This is a genomic window from Azospirillum sp. TSO22-1 (genome assembly GCF_003116015.1).
Taxonomy (GTDB): Bacteria; Pseudomonadota; Alphaproteobacteria; order Azospirillales; family Azospirillaceae; genus Azospirillum.
Map to the genome: position 1 here is coordinate 16,714 of NZ_LGQZ01000167.1, position 23,868 is coordinate 40,581.

21 protein-coding genes and 1 tRNA gene are annotated in these 23,868 nt (G+C 68.2%); 7 read left to right on the forward strand and 15 right to left on the reverse strand.

Translation table 11 applies throughout. The features are described from left to right. Positions 1-69: 69 nt before the first annotated feature. Together TSO221_RS31985 and recJ are read right to left on the reverse strand one after the other, a co-directional pair. Positions 70-145 (reverse strand) — tRNA-Glu (locus TSO221_RS31985). Positions 146-210: 65 nt separating this feature from the next. After that, positions 211-2,013 (reverse strand): single-stranded-DNA-specific exonuclease RecJ, encoded by a 1,803-nt coding sequence (gene recJ / locus TSO221_RS31990; protein ID WP_109122530.1) that lies wholly within the window; start codon positions 2,011-2,013, stop codon positions 211-213. Between the two features lie 236 nt (positions 2,014-2,249). Here recJ and TSO221_RS31995 point away from each other — a divergent pair, with 236 nt between their 5' ends. The 6 genes from TSO221_RS31995 to TSO221_RS32020 all read left to right on the forward strand — a co-directional run bounded on the left by TSO221_RS31995 (position 2,250) and on the right by TSO221_RS32020 (position 7,768). After that, on the forward strand, positions 2,250-2,783 hold the full coding sequence (locus TSO221_RS31995; RefSeq protein WP_109122547.1) for an RNA polymerase sigma factor: 534 nt from the start codon (positions 2,250-2,252) through the stop codon (positions 2,781-2,783). After that, positions 2,783-3,220 carry a hypothetical protein gene (locus TSO221_RS32000; protein ID WP_109122531.1) on the forward strand — a complete coding sequence of 146 codons (438 nt, stop codon included), beginning with the start codon at positions 2,783-2,785 and terminating at the stop codon, positions 3,218-3,220. Before TSO221_RS31995 ends, TSO221_RS32000 begins: the two co-directional genes overlap by 1 nt. Continuing rightward, complete coding sequence (locus tag TSO221_RS32005) at positions 3,217-3,699, forward strand: periplasmic heavy metal sensor (RefSeq protein ID WP_109122532.1); 483 nt, start codon at positions 3,217-3,219, stop codon at positions 3,697-3,699. Before TSO221_RS32000 ends, TSO221_RS32005 begins: the two co-directional genes overlap by 4 nt. 119 nt (positions 3,700-3,818) lie before the next feature. Continuing rightward, positions 3,819-4,622: a hypothetical protein gene (locus tag TSO221_RS36165; RefSeq protein ID WP_199229719.1), complete on the forward strand. Its 804-nt coding sequence runs from the start codon at positions 3,819-3,821 to the stop codon at positions 4,620-4,622. A gap of 93 nt (positions 4,623-4,715) precedes the next feature. Beyond that, positions 4,716-5,480, forward strand: a complete 765-nt coding sequence (locus TSO221_RS32015; protein ID WP_247878368.1) for a hypothetical protein — start codon at positions 4,716-4,718, stop codon at positions 5,478-5,480. A 137-nt stretch (positions 5,481-5,617) separates the two neighbouring features. After that, the gene (locus tag TSO221_RS32020) at positions 5,618-7,768 is read left to right on the forward strand and encodes a TonB-dependent siderophore receptor (RefSeq protein WP_109122534.1); all 2,151 of its coding nucleotides are present in this window, start codon (positions 5,618-5,620) and stop codon (positions 7,766-7,768) included. A gap of 151 nt (positions 7,769-7,919) precedes the next feature. Here TSO221_RS32020 and TSO221_RS32025 read toward each other — a convergent pair whose 3' ends face one another. The 6 genes from TSO221_RS32025 to TSO221_RS32050 all read right to left on the reverse strand — a co-directional run bounded on the left by TSO221_RS32025 (position 7,920) and on the right by TSO221_RS32050 (position 15,019). Next, a complete protein-coding gene (locus tag TSO221_RS32025) occupies positions 7,920-8,615 on the reverse strand; it encodes a hypothetical protein (protein ID WP_109122535.1) in 696 nt (231 codons plus the stop codon). Positions 8,616-8,618: 3 nt separating this feature from the next. After that, entirely contained in the window at positions 8,619-10,565 is a 1,947-nt protein-coding gene (locus TSO221_RS32030) for a discoidin domain-containing protein (protein WP_109122536.1), read from the reverse strand. Between the two features lie 275 nt (positions 10,566-10,840). Next, positions 10,841-11,836, reverse strand: a complete 996-nt coding sequence (gene glpX / locus TSO221_RS32035; protein WP_247878369.1) for a class II fructose-bisphosphatase — start codon at positions 11,834-11,836, stop codon at positions 10,841-10,843. Positions 11,837-11,879: 43 nt separating this feature from the next. Next, positions 11,880-13,172: a homoserine dehydrogenase gene (locus tag TSO221_RS32040; protein WP_109122537.1), complete on the reverse strand. Its 1,293-nt coding sequence runs from the start codon at positions 13,170-13,172 to the stop codon at positions 11,880-11,882. Next, on the reverse strand, positions 13,169-14,446 hold the full coding sequence (locus TSO221_RS32045; RefSeq protein WP_109122538.1) for an LL-diaminopimelate aminotransferase: 1,278 nt from the start codon (positions 14,444-14,446) through the stop codon (positions 13,169-13,171). The genes TSO221_RS32040 and TSO221_RS32045 overlap by 4 nt, the downstream gene beginning before the upstream one ends. Positions 14,447-14,668: 222 nt before the next feature. Continuing rightward, complete coding sequence (locus tag TSO221_RS32050; RefSeq protein ID WP_109122539.1) at positions 14,669-15,019, reverse strand: hypothetical protein; 351 nt, start codon at positions 15,017-15,019, stop codon at positions 14,669-14,671. A gap of 207 nt (positions 15,020-15,226) precedes the next feature. Here TSO221_RS32050 and phaC point away from each other — a divergent pair, with 207 nt between their 5' ends. Beyond that, entirely contained in the window at positions 15,227-17,032 is a 1,806-nt protein-coding gene (gene phaC / locus TSO221_RS32055) for a class I poly(R)-hydroxyalkanoic acid synthase (RefSeq protein ID WP_109122540.1), read from the forward strand. A gap of 211 nt (positions 17,033-17,243) precedes the next feature. Here phaC and TSO221_RS32060 read toward each other — a convergent pair whose 3' ends face one another. From TSO221_RS32060 to TSO221_RS32090, 7 genes are all read right to left on the reverse strand, one after another. Then, entirely contained in the window at positions 17,244-17,816 is a 573-nt protein-coding gene (locus TSO221_RS32060) for an OmpA family protein (protein ID WP_247878370.1), read from the reverse strand. 236 nt (positions 17,817-18,052) lie between these two features. After that, complete coding sequence (locus tag TSO221_RS32065) at positions 18,053-18,571, reverse strand: gamma carbonic anhydrase family protein (protein WP_109122541.1); 519 nt, start codon at positions 18,569-18,571, stop codon at positions 18,053-18,055. Between the two features lie 13 nt (positions 18,572-18,584). Beyond that, positions 18,585-19,637, reverse strand: coding sequence for an N-acetyl-gamma-glutamyl-phosphate reductase (gene argC, locus TSO221_RS32070; protein WP_109122542.1), 1,053 nt, complete (start codon positions 19,635-19,637; stop codon positions 18,585-18,587). Positions 19,638-19,729: 92 nt separating this feature from the next. Then, positions 19,730-20,224, reverse strand: coding sequence for a 30S ribosomal protein S9 (gene rpsI, locus TSO221_RS32075; protein WP_109122543.1), 495 nt, complete (start codon positions 20,222-20,224; stop codon positions 19,730-19,732). Positions 20,225-20,228: 4 nt separating this feature from the next. Next, positions 20,229-20,693 (reverse strand): 50S ribosomal protein L13, encoded by a 465-nt coding sequence (rplM, locus tag TSO221_RS32080; protein ID WP_109122544.1) that lies wholly within the window; start codon positions 20,691-20,693, stop codon positions 20,229-20,231. Positions 20,694-20,881: 188 nt separating this feature from the next. Then, positions 20,882-21,358 carry a PaaI family thioesterase gene (locus TSO221_RS32085; protein ID WP_109122545.1) on the reverse strand — a complete coding sequence of 159 codons (477 nt, stop codon included), beginning with the start codon at positions 21,356-21,358 and terminating at the stop codon, positions 20,882-20,884. A gap of 26 nt (positions 21,359-21,384) precedes the next feature. Continuing rightward, positions 21,385-23,643 (reverse strand): PAS domain-containing protein, encoded by a 2,259-nt coding sequence (locus TSO221_RS32090; RefSeq protein WP_109122546.1) that lies wholly within the window; start codon positions 23,641-23,643, stop codon positions 21,385-21,387. Positions 23,644-23,868: the final 225 nt, after the last annotated feature.

The window sequence follows — 23,868 nt, forward strand, 5'->3', positions numbered from 1 at the left end:
CACAGGCGTGCATCACACGGTTCGGAGCGGTCTGGATTTTCCTAGCAAGATCAATGACTTGCTGGGAAATGGCGTCCCCAAGGGGATTCGAACCCCTGTCGCCGCCGTGAAAGGGCGGTGTCCTAGGCCTCTAGACGATGGGGACCGCGTGGACGGGCAGAGAACTAACGGCCGACGGGCCGGAAATCAAGGAGAGAATTCACCTTTCCATCACACGCCCGACCCGCCCGGCCGCGCCGCGTCGTCGATCAGCAACTGCACGCCCTCTGCCCCGTTCCAGCGGTCCACCCGCAGCACGCCGGCCAAGTGCAGCGGTGCCCCCTGTGCGGTCAGCAGCGCCTTGCCCAGCTCGCTCTCCAGGCAGCGGAAGGCGATCGCCTTCAACCGCGCGCCGTCGCTCCCCGACAGGATGCAGCGCACGTGCGCCCCGCCCACCACGTCGGCGCGCACGATCCGCGCGTCGGCCAGCGCGAAGCGCGGCTCGGCGTTCCCGGTGCCGAACGGGCCCAGCTTGCACAGCGTCTCCACCAGCTGCGGCGTCGCCGCCCCCACCGCCAGGGCACCGTCCAGCTCCAGCGTCGGCACCAGCGGGACAGCCTGCACCTGCGCGGCGATCCGTGCGGTGAGGAACACCCGCAGTTCCGACAGCTTGTCGCCCGCCACCGTGAAGCCCGCCGCCATGCGGTGGCCGCCGCCGGCGATCAGCAGCCCCTCCTGCCGCGCCGCGATCACCGCCGCCCCAAGGTCCACCCCGCGCACCGAGCGGCCCGACGCCTTGCCGATCACCGTGCCGTCGTCGCGGGTCTCCAGCGCCACCACACAGGCCGGGCGGCTGTAGCGCTCCTTCAGGCGCGAGGCGACGATGCCGACCACGCCGGGGTGCCAGCCCTCGCCGGCCACGAACACCAGCTCCGCCTCCAGGTCGGCCAGCGCCTCGACGCGCGCGATGGCGTCCTGCAGCACCGCGGCCTCGATGGCGCGGCGCTCGCCGTTGTGTGAATCGAGGCGCTGGGCCAGCTGCATCGCCTCCACCGGATCGTCGGTGGACAGCAGCCGCGCCCCCAGGTCGGCCAAGCCGACGCGCCCGCCGGCGTTCACGCGCGGGCCGAGGACGTAGCCGGCGTGGTAGGCGTCCGGCCGCTCCTTCACCCCGGCGATGTCGGCCAGCGCCGCCAGCCCGGTGTTGGTGCGCCGCGCCATCACCTTCAGCCCCTGCGCCACCAGCGCGCGGTTCAGCCCGGTCAGCGGCACCACGTCGCACACCGTGCCCAGCGCCACCAGGTCCAGCCATTCCAGAAGGTCCGGCGGGTTGCGCCCCTCGTAGAAGCCGGCCTCGCGCAGCGCACGGTTCACCGCCACCACCGCCAGGAACGTCACCCCCGCCGCGCACAGCGTGCGGTACGCCCCGTCCTCGTCCAGCCGGTTGGGGTTGACCACCGCCACCGCCGGCGGCAGCCGCGGCTCCGCCGCGTGATGGTCGAGCACGACGACGTCCAGCCCCGCCGCCGCCGCCGCCTCCAGCGGCGCGAAGGAGGCGACGCCGCAGTCCACCGTGACCACCAGCCGCACCCCCTCGGCGTGCAGGCGCAGCAGCGCCGGGGCGTTGGGGCCGTAGCCCTCGGCGATGCGGTCGGGCACGTAGATGCGCGCCCCGACGCCCAGCGCGCGCAGGAAGCGCACCAGCACCGCCGCCGAGGTGGCGCCGTCCACGTCGTAGTCGCCGAACACCGCGATGCTCTCCCCCTGCATCACCGCGCGGGCGATGCGCGCCGCCGCCGCGTCCATGTCGCGGAACCGCGACGGGTCGGGCATCAGCGCCTTCAGGGTCGGGTTGAGGAAGCCGTCGCAGGTCTCCTCCGTCACGCCGCGCGCCGCCAGCACCCGCCCGACGATCTCCGGCAGACCGCGGCCCTGCGCCAGCGCCCAGGCCAGCCGCTCGTCGAAGGCGCGCGCCTGCCAGCGCTTGCCGGTGATCGAGGCGCGGACGTCGAGAAAGCAGGGGGTGTCGGTCATCGCGCTATGCTGCCATGGCGGGGGCGCAAGCCATAGCAGATGGGAGAGGTACCGGGCCAGTGGGATGGCTCGGCAAAAAATGCCGGGTGACGGCGCAGGAGTCGCTCGCCCCCTGCGTCTAACGGGTCGTAGTCGATGGCGATGGTCCGTGTAGGATGCGGCGGCATGAGGGTTGGTGACGGTTGGCGGCGGTGAGCAACGGCGAGCACGACGGGGAACCCAGCGACGAGGCCTTGATGGCCGATGTCGCGGCGGGCGACCGCGCGGCCTTCGCCACCCTGACCCGGCGGCACCTGAAGCGCAGCCTGGCGCTGGCGCAACGCGTCGTCGGCAACGCGCAGGACGCCGAGGAGGTGGTGCAGGACGCCTTCCTGGGCGTCTGGCGCCACGCCGAGGGCTGGCGCGGCGGGGAGGCGAGCTTCAGCACCTGGCTGTACCGCATCGTCGTCAACCGCAGCCTCGACTACCGCCGCCGCCGTGGCTTCGCGCCGCTGGAGGAGGCCGACGACCTGCCCGCCCCCGCGCCCGACGCCTACGCGGCGGTGGCGGAACGGCAGCTGGCCGCCTCGGTGGACACGGCGATCGCCGCCCTGCCCGACCGGCAGCGGGCGGCGCTGAGCCTCTGCTATTATCAGGAACTGACCTGCGCCGAGGCGGCGGAGGTCATGCAGGTGTCGGTGTCGGCCATGGAAAGTCTCTTGGTGAGGGCGCGCCGCGTGCTGCGCGCCAAACTGCAACCGCTGATCGGACCGTCCGGGGAGGAGTCGTGATGAACATCGACCGGTTCCGCCATCTGGCCGAGGCCTGCGGCGCCGAGATCGAGCGCTGGCCCGCTTCCGAACGCGCCGCCGCCCGCGCGCTCCTCGCCGCGTCGGAGGACGCGCAGCGCGCGCTCGGCCAAGCCCGCGTGCTCGACGCCTGGCTGGACCTCGCCGCCCCCGCGGTGAACGATGCCGACGCCGAACGCGTGCTGGCCGCCATCGAACGCCGCCTCGCCCCGCCGACCACCGCCTGGATCCCGGGTGCTGCCGGCAGCACCCGCCGTTCGGTCTGGTCGGCCGCCGGCTTCCTGGCGCTGATGGGGGTCTGCGGCTTCGTGCTCGGCCAGTTCGAACTCGTCACCCTGTGGCGGAGCACGGCGCCCCAGGAGTCCGGCTTCACCGCCCTCGTCGCCTCGTCCTCCCCTTCCCTCGCGTGGGACCAATGACTCGAACAACCCTCCGGCGCTGGATGCCGGTCGCGCTGATGCTCTCGCTGGCGGTGAACTTCTTCTTCGCCGGCCTGGCCGTCTCGCACGTCGGCCGCCCGCCGCCGCCACCGCACGGCCCGCCGGGGCCGGAGGGCTTCCTGCAGCGCCTCGCCGAGACGCTGCCGCCCGACGACGCCGTCATCCTGCGCCGGGCGCTGGACGCCAACCGCGCCACCATGCAGGCCGAGCACGACGTGCGCGAGTCCTTCCCGCAGCGGATCCGCGCCGCCCTGCTGGCCGAACCGTTCGACCCCAAGGCGCTGCTGGCGGTGTTCGAGACCACCGACCAGCAGGAGCGCGCGCTGCGCCAGCGTGTGCAGGCCTCGCTCGCCGAGGCCGCCGCCGCCATGTCGCCGGAGGGCCGCCGCCGCATGGCCGAGTTCCGCCCGCCACGCCACGGCCCGCCCGGCCCTCCTCCGGGTCCCGGCTTCCGATAAAATTTTAGATATATTTTCGAACTGACCGCGCAGGAGGTACGGGGGCGGCGCGTATCACCGAATGAGCGCCGCCCCGGGACGGACGGCGCAACCGTCCGCGGAGACCGCAGGAGTTCGCCATGTCCATATCCGACGTATCCTCGTCCAGCGTATCCCAAGTCTACCAGTACCAGAACCGCCGCCCGCCCGGCCCGGGCAAGGAGATCCGCGAGGGCATCGACACGCTGAAGAAGGCGCTCGAGTCCAACGACCTGGAGGCCGCGCAAAAGGCCTACGACTCGCTGTCCGAGACGGCCAGCAAGCGCCAGGGCAGCAGTTTCACCAGCAGCACCAGCTCGACCAGCGGCACCGGCAAGGATCCGCTGTCCACCATGCTGTCCGAGGTCGGCACGGCGCTGAAGACCGGCGACGTCAGCCAGGTGCAGCAGGCCTTCGCCGAGTTCGGCCCGCCGCAGGGTGGCGCCGGCGGCGCCGGCCGGGGCGGCCCGCCTCCGGGACCGCCGCCGGGCGGCCAGGGCCCGTCCGACGAGGTGAAGGACGCCATGGGTCAGCTCGCCCAGTCGCTGAGCTCCGGTGACCTGTCGAGCGCGCAGTCGGCCTACGAGACCCTCAGCTCGCTGTTCGAGGACGACAGCGACAGCAGTTCCAGCACGTCGTCATCGTCATCGTCGTCCAGCACCTCCTCCACGACGTCCACGTCGTCCACGTCGTCCACGTCGTCCACGTCGTCCACGTCGTCCACGTCGTCCACGTCGTCCACGTCGTCCACGTCGTCCACCGCCGTAACCTCGCCCGCCGACCGCTTCAAGGAGCTGCTGGGCGACCTCGGCTCCGCGTTGCAGACCGGCCACATGGCCAGCGCGCAAAGCCTGTTCGCGGCCATGGCGCCGCGCGGATCGCAGGGCATCGACATCATGGCGTGATGCTCCGGCGACGGCGGGCCCTTCGTGTTTTGAGAGGCCCCGAGGGGCCTGCCGCCTTCCTCTCCCCGACCACGCAAGCTTGGGGGTATGCGCGTGTTGTCTTCCGACACCCATCTGTTCGTCGCCACGCCCTGCTTCGGCGGCATGGTGACGACGCGCTACATGCAGTGCCTGATGGCGCTGTTCAACCACGGCCGCGACCACGGTTTCCTGGTGTCGGCCGAGTTCCTGAACCACGAATCGCTGATCACCCGCGGCCGCAACACGCTGCTGACGCGCTTCCTCGACACGCCGACGGCGACGCACCTGCTGTTCATCGACGCCGACATCGGCTTCAGCCCGGTGCAGGTCTGGCGGATGCTGGCCTTCGACCGCGACGTGGTGGCCGGCATGTACCCGCTGAAGCTGATCGAGTGGGACCGCCACGCGCTGGAGAACGTGCGCGCCGGCGAGGCGGCGCTGACCGCGCCGCAGCGCTACGTCGGCACCCCGTGCACCGGGGCGTCCCTGACGCGCGACGGCGCCTTCGTCACGGCGGAGTACGCCGGCACCGGCTTCATGATGATCCGGCGCGAGGCGGTGCTGCGCATGACCGCGGCCTACCCGCAGACGCGCTATCGCGCGGTGCACACCAGCGCCCGCCCGTCCACCAGCCCGAATCAGTTCGCCCTGTTCGACTGCATGATCGACCCGGACACCGGCGACTACCTCAGCGAGGACTACACCTTCTGCCACCGCTGGCGGGCGCTGGGCGGCGAGATCTGGCTCGACACCGAGGGCGAGCTGCTGCACATCGGCCCGTACGAGTTCTACGGCAACCCGGCCGCCCGCTTCGGCGAATCCGGCGCCGCGGCGTAGCACCCTCCTTAAGTCGCAATTGCGACGCATTTGCAAATAACTGTTGCCTTGCCCTGTCTCCAGCCGGTATGCGTCCGCACGCCATGCAAATGCTTATCAATCGCATGGTTTGGTCACGATACGGCGAGAGGCAGGATATGACGGGATTGATCAGCGGGATCGGGGCGTCTGGCGGGCGCACCCGGCGCGGAGGGTTGCTGCGGACGACGGCGCTGGCCGTGGTCTGCCTGTCCGGCGCGGCGGCGGCGGAGACGGCGCAGGCGCCGGTCGTGCTCGACCCGGTGAAGGTGGAGGACGCGACGCTGAAGGGCCGCGCGTCGGAGGGCTACGTCGCCAAGCGCACGACGACCGCAACCAAGACCGACACGCCGCTGCGCGACGTGCCGCAGTCGATCAGCGTGATCACCGCGCCGGCGATCAAGGACCAGGCGATGCAGGGCATGGCCGACGTGGTGCGCTACGTTCCCGGCATCACTGCGGCGCAGGGCGAGGGCAACCGCGACCAGTTGGTGATCCGCGGCCAGAGCACCACGGCCGACTTCTTCACCGACGGGGTGCGCGACGACGCGCAGTATTTCCGCGACCTCTACAACGTCGAGCGGGTCGAGGCGCTGAAGGGCCCGAACGCCATGATCTTCGGCCGCGGCGGCGGCGGCGGCGTGATCAACCGCGTGCTGAAGGAGGCCGACGGCCGCCCGGTGCACGAGATCGGCCTGCAGGGCGGCTCCTTCGGCAACAAGCGCGCCACCGCCGACTTCGGCCAAGCATTGACCGAGACCTTCGCGGCACGGCTCAACGGGGTGATCGAGAAGTCCGGCACCTACCGCGACTACGGCCGCATCGACCGCTGGGGCGTCAACCCGACGGTGACCTTCACGCCCACCGACCGCACCAAGCTGAAGCTGAGCTACGAGTACGTGCACGACGAGCGCACGGCGGACCGCGGCGTGCCGTCCTACCGCGGGGTGCCGCTGGACACCGACGTGAAGACCTTCTTCGGCAATCCGGAGCTGAGCGTCGCCGAGACCAACGTGCACACGGTGGACGCGCTGATCGAGCACGAGATCACCGACGCGCTGACCATCCGCAACCGCAGCCGCTTCGCCGACTACGACAAGTTCTACCAGAACGTCTTCCCCGGTGCGGTCAACGCGGCGGGCACCCAGGTGGCGCTGTCGGCCTACAACCACGCCATCCAGCGGCAGAACCTGCTCAACCAGACCGACCTGCTGTTCGACCTGACCACCGGGCCGGTGAAGCACAAGCTGCTGGCCGGCGTCGAGCTGGGCCGCCAGCGCACCGACCAGTTCCGCAACACCGGCTTCTTCCCCGGCAACGTCACCTCGTTCAACATCCCGCTGCGCACGCCGACGGTGTTCGTCCCGGTGGTCTGGCGCCAGTCGGCCACCGACGCCGACAGCCGCACGGTGGCCACGGTGGCGGCAGGCTACGTTCAGGACCAGATCGAGCTGACCGAGCAGATCCAGGTGATCGCCGGCCTGCGCTACGACCGCTTCAACGTGGACTACCACAACAACCGCAACGGCCAGAACCTGGAGCGCACCGACGGCCTGTGGTCGCCGCGCCTGGGCGTGGTGTTCAAGCCGGTCGAGCCGGTGTCGCTGTACGCCAGCTACAGCGTGTCGTACCTGCCGGGGTCGGGCGACCAGTTCACGACGCTGACCGGCGTGACGGCGGGCCTGGAGCCGGAGAAGTTCCGCAACCTGGAGGTCGGCGGCAAGTGGGACGTCCGGCCGAACCTGTCGCTGACGGCGGCGGTGTTCCAACTCGACCGCACCAACACCAGCGCTCCCGCCCCGAACAACCCGGCGCTGACCGTGCAGACCGGCAGCCAGCGCTCGCGCGGCTTCGAGGTGGGGGTGACCGGCAACATCACCGAGGCGTGGAGCGTGATGGGCGGCTACGCGTTGCAGAAGGCGGAGATCACCAGCCGCACGGCAAGCGCCTTCGCCGGCTCCGAGGTGGCGCTGGTGCCGCGGCACACGGTGTCGCTGTGGAACAAGTACCAGTTCACGAAGATGTTCGGCGCCGGTGTCGGCGTGATCCACCAGAGCAGCATGTATGCCGCCGCCGACAACGCGGTGACGCTGCCGGGCTTCACGCGCTTCGACGCCGCCGCCTACGCGCAGGTGACCGAGGGGGTGAAGCTGCAGCTGAACGTGCAGAACCTGTTCGACCGCAAGTACTACCCGACCTCGAACGGCAACAACAACATCACCCCGGGCGCGCCGCGCACCTTCCTGGTGTCGCTGACGAGCAGCTTCTGACGGAGGCGCGCGGGCAGGGAACGGGAAAGACCGATACGGTATTTCCAACGAACCAACACACCTCCATACCGTCATGCCCGGGCTTGTCCCGGGCATAACGATGAGGGGAGGTTCGCGCTTTTCAGTGCGTCAGCGCTTTCGCCCGACGATGCTATTCCGCCTTGTTGCTTTTGCGTTCCAGGACATATTTCCCGTTATCGTAGATTTGCATCGGCATGCGAAAAGCCGCATCGTCGGTCTTCTTCAAGACGGCGATGATGTAGCTGAAATTTGGGAAGTTTCCTTCATTTTCGTAACTGGCTATGGCCTTGAAATCGGTCAGATAGAAATGAACGGTCTCGTACGCGTTGGCCACCGCCAAACACTGAAAGAACAGTGGGCTGTACCGTAGAAATCCATGATTGACGTCGCCGGTGCAAGGAAGCGTGTGCATCATGAAGCCGCCCACCGCCGTCAGATCGTGCATCAGCCGAAAGGCGTTGTGCTGCCCGAGAAGATGCTCCGTGGTGCCGTGGTTGGTCACCAGGGTGAATTGCCCTTTGAAGTCATCGGGGCACGTCGCATCGTTCAGATCCCAGTCCAAAGTGTCCGCACGCCCGTCGAGATCGATGCAATGATACCGGAAGCCGAGGGCTTGGAACAAAGCGCGCGACGAGTCGCCATACTTGAAGCGTCCCTCCTCGTATGGAGCGACGCCGAACGCGTCAAACAGGCCCCTGTACAGGGACTGGTCCTGGCAATGAACATCCTGCGATCCCAGTTCGATGACCGACAAATCGTGCCCGTCGAACAGTTTGCCGAAGGCCATGTTGGCGATGATGCGCAGAGCCGGATTCGTTACACCCATGATTCAGCACCGGACATTCGATGATGCGGATTGCTCCGGGGATGCCTGATGAGCATTCCTGACGAGGTTGGCCACCCAATGCCCTGCGACCCATGACTCGAAGTCTTCCACACGATCCCACAGAGATTCCCGGAGGCTTTCCAGCATCATTTTCTTGTTCAGGATGCTGAAGACCGACTGGTCGTGGCGGTGTTTGACGAACGTCTCCGCCTCCTCGCCGTCACTGCTTGGGATATCCGTGGCAAAGACGGGGTCCTGCATGAGCCGCAGCCATTCGGCGGCGAATTCCCTCGTCTCATCGCACACCCTCCACACCGAAGCCGTCGCCGCGATCTGGTCGCTGTCGGCGATGTCCGGGGCGGTGGCGTTCATGGCACGCAACACCTGCCCTTTTGTCCATGCACGCTCGATACAGGGGAACCCCGGTGTGGTTGCGGAAGCGAAAACAAGCATCCTTGCGCCCGACGAACGCAGCGCGTCGATGGCTTCGCCCAGATCTTTCTGAAGGATTGAACCGCTGTCGCAATAGACGAGGAACTCGGCGTCCGTCGCCGCCAACATGGACGCGATGATATAAGGCTTCCACAGCCAGTACCCGCCGCCGGACGGGTGACGCAGGATCGGCGCGTTCTTCTCGACGAAATCGGTATCCAGAGTGTCGGGGCCGAAGCATACGAGGTCCGCCCGTTCTCCCGATCGGGCGAGCCAATTCTTCGCCCAGGCGATGTGGGCCTGCTGCAACGCCTGATGATGCCCGTCCGCCGTCGCGTAGTTCATGACCACCACACCGCCGGGACGGGTGACGGGAACGGCCTCACGCAGGCCGCTGGACCGCCGCCGGAGCACGCAGGTCAGCGAGTCGCCGCTGCGGTAGACGCCGCTCCGCGAGAGATCGACGGTTTGATCGAGGAATTTCATATCCTCGTCGCTCATGTACCCGGACGTCCATCCCTGCCCGGCGAGAGCCCGGCCGATCATCTGCAGCGTGCCGTTGCCGCCGCCCTCCTCCACGTCGTATCCCTCGCTGATCGAGGTGTGAAGATCCTCAACGACGAAGTATCCCCCGGGCTTTACCAGGCAGAACAGGCTCGCGAGCGTGTACTGCTGGTCGCGCATCAAATGGGATGCGTCGTCGATGATGATATCGAATGTCCCCTGGAGAAATTTCGCGCGGAATTGGTCGATGTACTCCCGCCGCGATTGATCCAGCGTGTGCAGGACGATGCGCGGATGCTGGCCGGCCGAGACCTCCCGAAGGAAGGCGTCCGCATCGGGAAAGACGTGGCCGTTCCCCTGGTGGCCGGTGAAATGATCGGCACCGTGGATGACGGCGTGCGGGAACCAGTCCCGCCACATCTTCAGGCTCGCGCCGAAGAAGACCCCGATCTCGAGCACTTTCGTGACGCGCAGCCTGATCGGCGAAAAGACCGCCTCGTAGATGTCGCAGAAGCCGTGCGGGACCTTGTCCGTTCCATATTTCCTGCCGAGGGCGGCCAGCGGCGCCGTCAGGAACGGGATCTCCTCGGCGTAGACCTCCACCTCGTCCAGATGCAGGACGGTCCGCCCCTGCAGTTGAAGGTGAACGAAGCGCGCCTTGTGCCCCGAACATTCCACAACGAGCGGCCTGCCGTCCTCGACCCCTCCGAAGGAGGCCTCACCAGCGTGAATCGACTCCCACGCCACGCCATCCGCGGACACCCGCACCATCAGGCTCCTGGCGCGCTCGGCCGATGCGGTTCCGGCAGCGCCGTGATTGTACACGACGATGGTCGTCAGGAAAAAAACCTGCCCGAGATCGGCTTGCCACCACGGATTGCTTTCGAGATCCGTCTGAAAACTGAAGCCGCCCGTCTTTTTGCCGTTCACGGCACCTGCCGCGTCATGGGGGCCCAAGGCCGGGCTCCAGGAACTCTGACTGGCGCGCTTGTTGATGGCGACGTTCACAGGCATCGTCTTTTGCTCCTGGCAACATCTCGAATTCTTGACGGCAAGGAAAAGGCGTCGGCCTGCTTTACGGACATCCTAGCCGATATGATGTTTGATCAATGCGCCTCTCAAGGTATCGGTCTTATTCCGTCCGCTGCAAGGTCGTTTTTGACGCTACGCGGCGTCGCCCGCGCGATGCGGCTGCGACGCGCCGGCCGACCAGGATCCAAGGGCCGCCGGCCCTTGGCGGAGGGAGCGCGAGGGAGGCGGCGCCTCCCTCGCATGACCCCACGGGCGCCTTACTTGGCGACGCCCGGCTTCTGCTTGAAGTTGTGGTGCGCCTCGATGTAGCGCACCGTGCCCGACTTCGAGCGCATGATCACCGAGTGGGTGATCGCCCCACCGGGGAAGCGGCGGACGCCGCGCAGCATGGCGCCGGTGGTGACGCCGGTAGCGGCGAACATCACGTTGCCGCTGGCCAGCTCGGTCAGGCTGTACTTCTTGGTCAGGTCCTTGACGCCCCAGCGGGCGGCGCGGGCCTTCTCGTCGTCGTTGCGGAACAGCAGCCGGCCCTGGAACTGGCCGCCGATGCAGCGCAGCGCCGCGGCGGCCAGCACGCCTTCCGGCGCACCGCCGGAGCCGACGTACATGTCCACGCCGGCGTCCGGCTGGCTGGTGGCGATCACGCCCGACACGTCACCGTCGGAGATCAGCATGATGCGCGCACCCGCCTCGCGGACGCGGGCGATCAGCTCGGCGTGGCGCGGGCGGTCGAGGATGCAGACCACCAACTCCTCCACCTCGGTGCCCTTGGCCCGGGCCAGCGCCTTGAGGTTGTTGGCCGGCGTCTCGTCCAGGTCGACCAGCCCCTCGGGCAGGCCGGCGCCGATGGCGATCTTGTCCATGTAGACGTCGGGGGCGTTGAGGAAGCCGCCCTCGTCGGCCATCGCCACCACGGCCAGCGCGTTCGGGCCGCCCTTGGCGGTGATGGTGGTGCCCTCCAGCGGGTCGAGTGCGATGTCGACCTTCGGGCCGCGGCCCTGGCCGGCACCGACCTTCTCGCCGATGTAGAGCATCGGCGCCTCGTCGCGCTCACCCTCGCCGATCACGACGGTGCCGTCGATGTAGAGGGTGTTGAGCGCCTGGCGCATGGCGTCGACGGCGGCCTGGTCGGCGAGCTTCTCGTCGCCGCGGCCCATCAGCAGCGACGCGGACAGCGCCGCCGCCTCGGTGACGCGCACGGCCTCGAGCGCCAGGTTCCGGTCCATGCCGGACAGGTCGACAGTTTGTGGCATGTTGGTCGTTCTCCCGAACTCTCGGTCTTGTTGTGTCGTGTTCTTAGAACTGCTCGATGCGGATCATGCGCGGCGGCTCCAGCACGGCCGCCTGCGCGGCGATCTGCGCCAGCGCCTTCTGCATGGACGCCTCGTTGGTGTCGTGGGTGGTGAGCACCACCGGCACCGCCTCGCCAGGCGACCGGCCGCGCTGCAGGAAGCTCTCCATCGACACGTTGTTGTCCCGCAGCACCGCCGCCACCTCCGCTATCACGCCGGGGCGGTCGACGACCATCAGGCGGACGTAGTACGCCCCCTGCCGGCCTTCCATCGGCGAGGGGTCGAGCGCCGCCAGCTGCGACGCCGGAACCCCGAAGGTCGGCGTGCTGCGCCCGCGCGCCACGTCCACCAGGTCGGCGACCACGGCCGACGCGGTCGGGCCGGCGCCGGCGCCGCGGCCGACCAGCCAGACGCGGTCGACGAAGTCGCCCTGCGCCACCACGGCGTTGAACACGCCGTCCACCGCGGCGATGGGGGCGTCCTTCGGCACCATGCAGGGGTGCACGCGCTGCTCGACGCCGTTGCGGGTCAGCCGCGCGATGCCCAGCAGCTTGATCCGGTAGCCCAGCTCCTCGGCGTACTTCAGGTCGACCGCCGAGACGTGGCGAATGCCCTCGATGTAGACGTTCTGGAAATCCACCGGCACACCGAATGCCACCGAGGTGAGGATCGCCAGCTTGTGCGCCGCGTCGATGCCGTCGATGTCGAAGCTCGGGTCCGCCTCGGCGTAGCCCAGCGCCTGCGCCTCGGCCAGCACGTCGGCGAACTCGCGGCCCGTGGTCCGCATCTCGGTGAGGATGTAGTTGCAGGTGCCGTTGAGGATGCCGTGCACCTCGCTCACCCGGTTGGCGGCGAGGCCCTCGCGCAGCGCCTTGATCACCGGGATGCCGCCGGCCACCGACGCCTCGAACGCCAGCGCCAGCCCGCGCCCCTCGGCGAGGCCGGCCAGCGCCGGGCCGTGGTTGGCGAGCAGCGCCTTGTTGGCGGTCACCACGGAGCGCCCCTGCTCCAGCGCCGTCTCGACGGTGGCCTTGGCCGGCCCGTCGGAGCCGCCGATCAGCTCGACCACCACGTCCACGTCGGGTGCCGCCGCCATGGCGACCGGATCCTCGAACCAGCGGACGTGGCTGAGATCAACGCCACGCTCCTTCGAGCGGTCGCGGGCGCTGACCGCCGTCACCTGGATGCGGCGGCCGCAGCGCTGCTCGATGAGCCCGCCGTGCTCGGCCAGCACCTTGAGTACACCGGCGCCGACCGTGCCCAGGCCGGCGACCGCGATCTTGAGGGGAGCCGTCACGGGAGACCTGCCTCTTTGTAAAGCTGCTTGCGCACCTCGGGGTCCTCGCTCGCGGCACCACCGGCGGCGTTGGAGCGGAAGAACTCCTTGATGTTGCGGGTGGCCTGGCGGATGCGGTGGACGTTCTCCACGAGGCCGAGGCGGACGTGGCCGTCGCCGTACTCGCCGAAGCCGATGCCCGGCGACACCGCCACCTTGGCCTCCTGCATCAGCAGCTTGGAGAACTCCAGCGAGCCCATGTGGGCGAACTGCGGCGGGATCGGCGCCCAGGCGAACATGGAGGCGGCCGGGCTCGGCACGGTCCAGCCGGCCTGCGCCAGCCCCTCGATCAGCACGTCGCGGCGCTGCTTGTACATCTGGCGGATCTGATCGACGCAGTCCTGCGGGCCGTTCAGCGCGTGCGCGGCGGCGACCTGGATCGGCGTGAAGGCGCCGTAGTCGAGGTACGACTTGATGCGCGCCAGCGCCGCGACGAGCTTTTTGTTGCCCGACGCGAAGCCGATGCGCCAGCCGGCCATGCTGTAGGTCTTGGACATCGAGGTGAACTCGATGGAGACCTCGCGCGCCTCCGGGATCTCCAGGATCGACGGCGGCGGCTCGCCCTCGAAATAGATCTCCGAATAGGCGAGGTCGGACAGGATGTAGATCTGGTGCTTGCGGCAGAACTCGACGATCGGCCGGTAGAAGTCCAGGCCGACCACCTGCGCCGTCGGGTTCGACGGGTAGTTCAGCACCAGCGCCAGCGGCTTCGGCACGGAATGCCGCGTCGCGCGCTCCAGCTGGTTCATGAAGGCGTCGAGGTCGGGCGACTTGCCGCCCTCGGTGCCCACCGGCAGGTGGCGGATCGAGGCGCCGGCCAGCACGAAGCCGAAGGGGTGGATCGGGTAGCTGGGGTTCGGCACCAGGATGGTGTCGCCGGGGCTGGTGATGGCGTTGGCGAGGTTGGCCAGGCCTTCCTTGGACCCGATGGTGACGATGGTCTCGGTCTCGGGGTCGAGGTCGACGTTGAAGCGCCGCTTGTAGTAGGCGGCGTGCGCCCGGCGCAGGCCGGGGATGCCGCGGGAGTTGGAGTAGCGGTGCGTCTTCGGGTTCTGGACGGTCTCGACCAGCTTATCGACGATGTGCTGCGGGGTGGGCTGGTCGGGATTGCCCATGCCGAGGTCGATGATGTCCTCGCCGGCGGCGCGGGCGCGCGCCTTCATGGCGTTGACTTCCGCGAAGACGTAGGGCGGCAGGCGCTTGATGCGGTGGAACTCTGACGAATCGCTGCTCATGGACGCTCCGAGACCTTCGCCGGCCGCGGGCTGGACCAGGAAAAGGCAAGCGGACCGGGACCACCTATCTACCGCCCCGCCCACGGATTAGCGAGGCAAATTTCGCACAGCCGCGTTGTGCAGGTTGCGTTTGGCAAGGGTGCGGTGCGGTGGAATGCGAGGGGCCCCGCCCCTCGCGCTCCCCGCCAAAGGCCGGGGGCCTTGGGGAACCAACTTCTGGACTCACCCCTTCGGCTTCGGCGGAACCGGCACCGGCTTGTACTTCTCCTCCAGCTCCTTCGCCGCGGCGCGCGCCTGGGCGCGCTCCTGCTCCAGCGCGGTCATGTCCTTCTGCCGCTGCTCGACGCTCGGCACGTCGGTCGGGCGCGGCGGCACCGTGGCCAGGTTCGGGTACGCCTTGTTCTCGCCGCTCATGCCGCGGATCGGCGTCGCCGCGTCGGGCGGCGGGCCGCCGCCGAACACCGATCCGACCAGGCCGGTGTCCAGCACCCGCTCGCCGCACCCGCCCAGCGCCAGCAGGGCCGCGAGGCCGCCAACCGCCATGAACCCCTTGCCCGCCCTGCTCTTCGCCATTCTGTTCACTCCACGAACCTGTCCTTTGGTTCGGCCTTGTCTTCGGCCAAAGGACATAAAATCTTCATACCGAAGGTGTATGAGTGCAAGATGCGTCCTTCGCGGATGCAGCAATCCCACACGATCCCCGTTTCAAATTCCGTACGGCACTGTATAAACCTCTGAACAGCGTCCCTGAAGCCGAAACGATACGATAAGGACTGCGCCATGGCCGACAACCAGGCCCCGGATGTGAAGCTCCCCGATCCCGTCGAGCTGTCGCGGGCGATGACCCGCATCGCCGAGCAGAGCCAGAAGCTGGTCACCGATTTCCTGGCCCGCCAGACCGCCGATGGCGGTGTCGGCGGCGTCGCCAATCCGGATCCGATGGGCGTCGGCAACGCCTTCCTGGAGATGACCAAGCGCATGATGGCCGATCCGGCCAAGCTGATGAAGGCGCAGATGACCCTGTGGCAGGATTACCTGACCCTGTGGCAGCGCACCACGCAGCGCCTGCTGGGCCAGGAGGCCGAGCCGGTCATCACCCCGGCCAAGGACGACCGCCGCTTCAAGGACTCGGCCTGGGACGAGAACACGCTGTTCGACTTCATCAAGCAGTCGTACCTGCTCAGCGCCCGCTGGATGCAGTCGACGGTCAACGACGTCCAGGGCCTGGACGACCACACCGCCAAGAAGGTCGATTTCTACACCCGCCAGTTCGTCGATGCGATGGCGCCCTCCAACTTCGTCATGACGAATCCGGAGGTGCTGCGCACCACCGTGGAGACCGGCGGCGAGAACCTGGTCAAGGGCCTGGAGCACCTGCTGAAGGACCTGGAGCGCGGCAAGGGTGAGTTGCGCATCTCGATGACCGACTACGACGCCTTCCAGGTCGGCAAGAACATCGCCTCGACCCCGGGCAAGGTGGTCTTCCAGACCGACCTGATGCAGCTGGTCCAGTACACGCCGACGACGCCGGACGTCGCCAAGCGTCCGCTGATGATCGTGCCGCCCTGGATCAACAAGTTCTACATCCTCGATCTGCGCGAGAAGAACAGCTTCGTGAAGTGGGCGGTGGACCAGGGCCACACCGTCTTCGTCCTGTCCTGGGTCAACCCGGACGAGAAGCTGGCGCAGAAGACCTTCGAAGACTACATGACCGAGGGCGTGCTGGCCGCGCTCGACGCCATCGAGAAGCAGACCGGCGAGAAGGACGTCAACGCCGTCGGCTACTGCCTGGGCGGCACCCTGCTCGGCTCGACGCTGGCCTACATGGCGGCCAAGAAGGACGACCGCATCAAGTCGGCGACCTTCTTCACCACCATGCTGGACTTCGCCGAGGCCGGCGAGCTCTCCGTCTTCATCGACGAGGAGCAGCTGAACTTCATCGAAGGCCAGATGGCCGAGAAGGGCTATCTGGACGGCGCCAAGATGGCGACCACCTTCAACATGCTGCGCGCCAACGACCTGATCTGGTCGTTCGTGGTGAACAACTACCTGCTCGGCAAGGACCCGTTCCCGTTCGACCTGCTGTACTGGAACAGCGACTCGACGCGCATGCCGGCGGCGATGCACAGCTTCTACCTGCGCTCGATGTACCAGAAGAACCTGCTGTGCCAGCCGGGCGGCGTGACGCTGAAGGGCGAGAAGATCGACCTGCGCAAGGTCAAGACCCCGGCCTTCTTCCTCTCCACCCGCGAGGACCACATCGCGCCGTGGAAGTCGACCTACCAGGGCACGCAGCTGTTCACCGGCCCGATCAAGTTCGTGCTGGCGGCGTCGGGCCACATTGCCGGCGTCGTCAACCCGCCGGCGGCCGAGAAGTACTGCTACTGGACGAACGAGAAGCTGCCGAAGGACTCCGAGGCTTGGCTGAAGGACTCCAAACAGAACCCCGGCTCCTGGTGGCCGGCCTGGCAGGAGTGGGTGACCGGCTTCGCCAACGGCAAGGTCCCGGCCCGCGACCCCGCCAAGGGCAAGCTGAAGGCCCTGGACGAGGCGCCGGGGTCGTACGTCAAGACCAAGGTGTCGTAAGTCTCTGCCTCCCCTCCCCCACCTCCGGTGGGGGCGCGGAACCGATGCCGAAGGCAACAAGCGCCGGAGGCGATTGTAGGTGAAGCGCGGCCGCCCGACTTGCGGGCGGCCGTGGTCAGGGTGGGGGCAACGCCCTTCACGAAAAGCGCCCAAAACAAAAGGCCCCGGGAAACTCCCGGGGCCTTTGTCTTTGCGGCGGACCGCAGGTGCCTTACGACGTCGGGGAGACGGTCGGCAGGACCTGGGCGCGGCGGTTCGACGGCTCGCGGACGTTGTCGCCGGTCTTGACCAGCAGCTCGGTCTCGCCCTTGCCCTCGGTGGTGATGGCGTTCGCCGGGATGCCCTTGGCGACCAGCGCGCGCTTCACCGACTCGGCGCGGCGCACCGAGAGCTTCTGGTTGTAGCTCGGCTTGCCCGAGGTGTCGGTGTGGCCGACGACGCGGACGCGGACGGCCTGGCCCTTGGCGGCGGTGACCATGTCGCTCAGGACGCGGTCGGCGGCCGGGGTGATGTTCGACTTATCCCAGTCGAAGAACACCAGGTACTCGCGCTGCAGACCGCCGACCGGGGTGGCCGTGGTCGTGGCGACGGTCGGCTTGCACTTGTAGCTGTCCTGATGGATGACGTAGCCGCCATCGGCCGTACGGGCCGCGACGTTGCCCCAGCCGATGACCGGGTTGCACCACTCCGTGGCCTCGGCCTGGGCCAGGGCCGGGGAGGCCATCAGGCCGCCGGCGACGATCATGGCCGGAACCGCGGCCAGACCCAAAGTAAACTTCATCATTGCTCCCCTCACTCTCTCGTTTCGAGAACGCATCCCGTGGTGGTGCATACCGTCCGGAATTCCGCCCGGTACACCGAGGTAAAACCAGTGCGCCTGGGCGGCGCTTCCCAAACACAGTAATGGAACAGGACGTTCCGTCCTATTCCTCCGGAAGCCCTAGCCGCCGCTGTTCAACACCGCGGAATGGCTGAGACACCGGCGCCACACTACACCGAACGGCAAGGGCCAAGCCAGCCTCAACCGTCCCGGTACTCTTTCGCAAGCTCGGAGTATTGCATCGCGGACACAGGGAAGTAGGCCAGTTCCGCCTCGGACAGCGCGCGCACCGGCCTCGCGGGGGCTCCGGCCCACAGCCAGCCGCTTTTCACGCGCTTTCCGGGGGTTACCAGGGCTCCCGCCGCCACCATGGCGCGCGACTCGACGACCGCGCCGTCCATCACGCAGGCCTTCATGCCGACGAAGCAGCCACTGTCCAGAGTGCAGGCGTGCAACAGTGCCATGTGCCCGACCGTGACATCGTCGCCGATGTAGGTCCCCTGCCCGCGGCGGGCGACGTGGATGATCGTGCCGTCCTGGATGTTGGTGCGCGCGCCGATTCGGATCTCGTTGACATCGCCGCGCAGCACGCAGCCGTACCAGATTCCACTCTCCGGCCCGATCACCACGTCACCGCTGACGACGGCCGTCTCGGCCACGAAGGCCGTCGGGTCGATCGTCGGCAGCACGTTGCGATAGGGTCGGATGAGCGCGGGCATGCGGGTCGGTTCCTTACGGGAACATCGGCGCTTGGTCGATGCCGGTGGTCTCGCCCAGGCCCAGCATGACGTTCATGTTCTGGATCGCCTGGCCCGAGGCCCCCTTCACCAGGTTGTCGATGACCGACACGATGATGGCGCCGCGCGGCGTGCGGTCAGCGAAGACGCCGATCAGCGCGTGGTTCGAGCCGCGCACGTGCCGCGTCGCCGGCGCGATGCCCGGCGCGGTCACGCCGACGAAGGCCTCGCCCTCGTACTTCTTCTTGAGAGTCTCGCGCAGGTCGTCGGCGTTGACGCCCTCGGCCATGCGGACATAGATCGTGCTCATCATGCCGCGGTTCATCGGCACGAGGTGCGGCGTGAATGACACGGTGACCGGCCGGCCGGCGGCGAGCCGCAGTTCCTGCTCGATCTCCGGCATGTGCCGGTGGTAGCCGACGCCGTAGGCGTTGAAGCCCTCGGACACCTCGGTGAAGAGGTTCTGCTGCTTGGCGTCGCGCCCGGCGCCCGACACCCCGGACTTGGCGTCGATAACGATCCCGCCCGGCTCGATCATCTCATCGAGCAGCAACGGCGCCAGCGGCAGCAACGAGGACGTCGGGTAGCAGCCGGGGTTGGCGACGACGCGCGCCTTGCGCACACCCTGCCGGTTCAGCTCGGTCAGGCCGTAGGCGACCTCCTTCTGCAACTCGACCGCCCGGTGCTCGTGGCCGTACCACTCGGCGTAACTGTGCGGGTCGGTCAGGCGGAAGTCGGCGGACAGGTCCACCACCTTGATCCCGTTGGGGATGCCGGCGACGATCTCCTGCGTGGTGCCGTGCGGCAGGGCGCAGAACACGACGTCGAGTTGGTCCCAGTTGACCTGCTCGATCTTCACCAGATCCGGCAGCGTGTAGTGCTGGAGGTGCGGGAACACCTCGGCCATCGGCTTGCCGGCCTGCCGCTCGGCGGTCAGCGCGCGGATCTCCGCCGCCGGGTGGCGCAGCAGCATGCGCACGAGGTCCGCGCCGGTGTAGCCGCTGGCGCCGAGGATGCCGATCCGGACGGGGGTGACGGTGGTGGCCATGGTGGTTCCCTGTCGTGTGGAGAGGAGCACAAACAGAAAGGGGGCGTCCCGCAGGACGCCCCCTTCTGTACCATAAACGCGGGGTCGCGGGCTTAACGCTTCGAGAACTGGAAGCTGCGGCGCGCCTTCGCGCGGCCGTACTTCTTGCGCTCGACGACGCGGGCGTCGCGGGTCAGGAAGCCGGCGGCCTTCAGCGGCGGGCGCAGGCCCGGCTCGAAGTAGGTCAGCGCCTTCGAGATGCCGTGACGGACCGCGCCGGCCTGGCCGGACAGGCCGCCGCCGGTCACGGTGACCAGCACGTCGAACTGGCCGGCGCGGTCGGTCACGCCGAACGGCTGGGCGATCATCATGCGCAGCACCGGACGGGCGAAGTAGACCTCCTGGTCGCGGCCGTTCACGGTGATCTTGCCGGAGCCCGGCTTGATCCACACGCGGGCGACGGCGTCCTTGCGCTTGCCGGTGGCGTAGGCACGGCCGAACTGGTCGAGCTTCGGCTGCGCGACCTCGGCGGAGGCGCCGGCCGGGGCGGCGGTGCCCGAGCCCTGCAGATCCTTCAGGCTGGAGAGGGTGGTGGTGACCTGAGCCATAGGATTACGCGCTCCGCTTGTTCTTCGGGTTCAGGGCGCCGACGTCGAGGACGGCCGGCTGCTGCGCCTCGTGCGGGTGGACAGCGCCCTTGTAGACCTTGAGGTGGGACATCTGCTTGCGGCCGAGCGGGCCGCGCGGGATCATGCGCTCCACGGCCTTCTCGATGACCCGCTCCGGGTACTTGCCGTCGAGGATCTGGCCCTTGGAACGGCCCTTGATGCCGCCCGGATAGCCGGTGTGCCAGTAGAAGATGTCGTCCTTGCGCTTGTTGCCGGTCAGCTTCACCTTCTCGGCGTTGATGACCACGATGTGGTCGCCACCGTCCATGTGAGGGGTGTAGGTCGGCTTGTGCTTGCCGCGCAGCATGTTCGCCAGGATGCTGGCGAGCCGGCCGAGCACCAGCCCGTCGGCGTCGACGACGTACCACTTCTTCTCGATGGTCGCCGGCGTCAGATTGAAGGTCTTCATCGCCACACTCGTTGAGTGAATCGTGGATCGGCAGGCCGCCGAATCCCGCGGCGCCGAAGCGGCCGGTTTTGTACGGGTTTCACACCCGCGCGTCAACGCAAAAAATATCGGCCGATATCAATGGCTTAACGTCGCGGTAATTACATACCGCAGACCAAAAGCCATTGATATCGCTTCACTTTTCCGCACTAGGCGTTATCTCGGTATCCAGATACCGCGAGCGTGACCGGGTCGTGCGGCGGGATGGAATAGGTGCCGGTGGCGTGCGCCACGGGCTCCTCCGAGCCGTCGTCGGAGAACAGCAGCACCTCGCCGTAGGCCAGCCGCTTGCCGAGCTTCAGCAGACGCCCCTCGGCGATCATCCCGACGGGCGGCGGACGCTTGAGGAAGTTGATGGTCATGCTGGTGGTGACGGCCAGTTCGACCCGGCCGATGGCGCTGAGCACCGCGGCGTACAGCGCCACATCGGCCAACCCGAACATCGCCGGCCCCATGACGGTCCCACCAGGGCGGACGAAGTCGGTCTTGTAGGGCATGCGCATGCGCACGCGGCCGGCGACCAGCTCGTCGATGCTGATGCCGAAGTTGCCGACCAGCGGCACGCCTTCACGGATCAGCTCCTCCAGTTCGGGAATCGGGATAACGGTGGGGGCGGGCTTGGTCATGCGGGGCTCTCGGTCGGCGGAACGGGTCACGCCACCGGCAACGGCAGGGCCTGCGGCTCCTCCTGATGCTCGCAGCGTGCGGCTGGAAAGGAGAGCGTGACCGCGGTGCCTTTGTAAAGCTCGCTGTGCAGACTGATGGTGCCGCCATGCGCCTCGATCAGCGCCTTGGTGATGCTGAGACCCAGCCCCACCCCGCCGGCCGGCCGCGTGTGCGCGGTGCCGGCCTGACCGAACGGCTCCCACACCTTGACAAGGTCCTCCGGCGCGATGCCGGTGCCGGTGTCGCGCACCGCCAGGTCGACGCCGCCGTCCGGGCGCCCGGCCGCGGCGATGGTGACGGTGCCGCCGCGCCGGGTGAACTTCAGGCTGTTGAAGGTGAGGTTCACCAGCATCTGGATCACGCGGCGCGCGTCGCAGCGCAGCCACGGCAACGGGCACGGCACGTCGAACTCCAGCGTCACCCCCGCCTCGGCGGCGCGGTTGGTGAGGATCTGCGCGGCGCGGCTGACCAGTTCGCCGACCGGCAGCACCTCCTCGCTCAGCTCCAGCACGCCCAGCTCGATTCGCGATACCTCCAGGATGTCGTCGATGATGCCCAGCAGGTGCCGGCCGGACAGGTGGATGGCGTCCACGTAGCCCTTGTAGCGCTCGCTGCCCACCGGGCCGAACAGTCCGGTCTGCATCACCTCGGAATAGCCGAGGATGGCGTTGAGCGGGGTGCGCAGCTCGTGGCTCATCACCGCCAGGAAGTTGGTCTTGGAGCGGTTGGCCGCCTCCGCCTCGCGCTTGGCGGCGAGCAGCGCCGCCTCGGTGTCCTTGAGGTGGGTGATGTCGCGCCCCTCGGGCAGCAGATAGATGACCGCGCCATCCCCGTCGTAGATTGGCCGCAGCGAGAAATCGACGTGCATCACCGCGCCGTCCGGCGCCGTGTGAGTTGTCTCGAAGCGCAGGAAGGCGCCGGCGGCGGCCCGGGCGACGGCGGCCTTCAGCCGCTCCTGGTCGGCCGGGGCATGCGCCCACCACGGCGTGTCCCAGAAGTACTTCCCACGCATCTGATCCTCGGTGGCGCCGATGAATCTCAGCGCCGTCTCGTTCACCTCGATCATCCGGCCGCCGGTGTCCAGCAGGCCGATGAACTCGAAGGTGTGATCGAAGATGGCGCGGAAGCGCCGCTCACGCTCGCGCAGTGCCATGCTGGCGGCGCGCTGCGCGGTGATGTCGAGCAGCACCGCCTCCATCCGCCCGGGGCCGGAGCGCCAGCCGCTGGCCGACACCCAGCGCGTCTCGCCGTCGTCATTGACGATGCGCACCGGCATCTGCCATGGCGCGCCGACCTCCGGGCAGGCGGCCACCCATCCCGCCAGCGCGGCGCGGTCGTCGGGATGGACGACGTCGAGAAAACCGCCGGAGTCAGCCGCCAGCCGTGCGCCGGCGATGCGCAACCGGCGGCCGGCGTTGTCGGTGACGAACTCAACCGGCAGGCGCCCTTCGGTGCGCCACACCACGCCCACCACCGGGCTGCGGTTGATCATGGCGGCGAGGCGGATGCGCTCCTGCTCGGCCAGCCGGCGGTGCGTGGTGTCGCGACCCACCGTCTGGATCGCGGTCAGCCGTCCCCCGGCATCGAACACCGCGAGACGGCGCCAAGTGATCCAGCGCGTGGTTCCGTCGGGGTTCGGCCAGGGCTCCTCGCTGCTCTCCGGGGCGGAGCCGGGCGCCGCCTCGGCGATGAAGCGCTCGGCCGCCGCCACGGTGGCCGGCGGCAGGTGGTCGCGCAGCGTGCCGGCAACGAACTCGCGCGGCGTGGTGCCGCACAGCGCCGCCAGTTCGCGGTTGACCACGGTGACCGTCAGGTCGGGCTGGAAGCGGCAGACCAGCTCCGTCTGGTCATCGACGGTGGTGCGGAACTTGTCGCGGCTGGAAAAGATCTTGCAAACGAAGCACTTGTCCTCGGTCACGTCGGACAGCGTGACCAGCCGCGATCCATCCGGCAGCGCCCGCGCGGCGAAGGTGACGTCGCGGCACTCCCCGTCGCTGCGCACCAGGAAGGCGGTGCCGCGGTCCGCACCGAACGCCGGCGCGCCCTCGATCCCATGCAGCGGGGTCAGCTGGTCGAACGGCAGCCCGGCCAGCGCCTCGGCCGCGTCACGGCCGATCAGCGCGGCGAAGGCCGCGTTGGCGACGACGATGCGCTCGTCCACCCCGACAATGCAGGTGGCGGTAGGGCTGTCCATGAAGATGGCGCGCCAGTCGATGGCCCCCGGCACGGTGTCCTTCACCTGCACGACCGGTCCCCGGACGATGGATGCTCAAAAGGATAAGCATCATGGCCGAAAGGACGGCGGCGAGTCACGGAATTCCCCAAATGGCCGCACCCGCAATTTTCACATTCTAATATGCGTGAATATACGCAGCATTTCACAACTTTCCCGTTGAATCCACCGCCCGCCTGCGCTCTCATGGCAGCCACCGCAACGCACCCGTTCCGTTCCGCCGCATCGGCGGGGAAG

Excerpts from the sequence above, each read along its gene's own strand:
- argC (WP_109122542.1), bottom strand. The coding sequence starts at position 19,637 with ATGGCCACCACCGTCACCCCCGTCCGGATCGGCATCCTCGGCGCCAGC.
- TSO221_RS32045 (WP_109122538.1), bottom strand. The coding sequence starts at position 14,446 with ATGAGCAGCGATTCGTCAGAGTTCCACCGCATCAAGCGCCTGCCGCCC.
- TSO221_RS31995 (WP_109122547.1), top strand. The coding sequence starts at position 2,250 with ATGGCCGATGTCGCGGCGGGCGACCGCGCGGCCTTCGCCACCCTGACC.
- glpX (WP_247878369.1), bottom strand. The coding sequence starts at position 11,836 with ATGCCACAAACTGTCGACCTGTCCGGCATGGACCGGAACCTGGCGCTC.
- TSO221_RS32050 (WP_109122539.1), bottom strand. The coding sequence starts at position 15,019 with ATGGCGAAGAGCAGGGCGGGCAAGGGGTTCATGGCGGTTGGCGGCCTC.
- TSO221_RS32020 (WP_109122534.1), top strand. The coding sequence starts at position 5,618 with ATGACGGGATTGATCAGCGGGATCGGGGCGTCTGGCGGGCGCACCCGG.
- TSO221_RS32030 (WP_109122536.1), bottom strand. The coding sequence starts at position 10,565 with ATGCCTGTGAACGTCGCCATCAACAAGCGCGCCAGTCAGAGTTCCTGG.
- rpsI (WP_109122543.1), bottom strand. The coding sequence starts at position 20,224 with ATGGCTCAGGTCACCACCACCCTCTCCAGCCTGAAGGATCTGCAGGGC.
- rplM (WP_109122544.1), bottom strand. The coding sequence starts at position 20,693 with ATGAAGACCTTCAATCTGACGCCGGCGACCATCGAGAAGAAGTGGTAC.
- recJ (WP_109122530.1), bottom strand. The coding sequence starts at position 2,013 with ATGACCGACACCCCCTGCTTTCTCGACGTCCGCGCCTCGATCACCGGC.
- TSO221_RS36165 (WP_199229719.1), top strand. The coding sequence starts at position 3,819 with ATGTCCATATCCGACGTATCCTCGTCCAGCGTATCCCAAGTCTACCAG.
- TSO221_RS32025 (WP_109122535.1), bottom strand. The coding sequence starts at position 8,615 with ATGGGTGTAACGAATCCGGCTCTGCGCATCATCGCCAACATGGCCTTC.
- TSO221_RS32060 (WP_247878370.1), bottom strand. The coding sequence starts at position 17,816 with ATGATGAAGTTTACTTTGGGTCTGGCCGCGGTTCCGGCCATGATCGTC.
- TSO221_RS32085 (WP_109122545.1), bottom strand. The coding sequence starts at position 21,358 with ATGACCAAGCCCGCCCCCACCGTTATCCCGATTCCCGAACTGGAGGAG.
- TSO221_RS32005 (WP_109122532.1), top strand. The coding sequence starts at position 3,217 with ATGACTCGAACAACCCTCCGGCGCTGGATGCCGGTCGCGCTGATGCTC.
- TSO221_RS32000 (WP_109122531.1), top strand. The coding sequence starts at position 2,783 with ATGAACATCGACCGGTTCCGCCATCTGGCCGAGGCCTGCGGCGCCGAG.
- phaC (WP_109122540.1), top strand. The coding sequence starts at position 15,227 with ATGGCCGACAACCAGGCCCCGGATGTGAAGCTCCCCGATCCCGTCGAG.
- TSO221_RS32065 (WP_109122541.1), bottom strand. The coding sequence starts at position 18,571 with ATGCCCGCGCTCATCCGACCCTATCGCAACGTGCTGCCGACGATCGAC.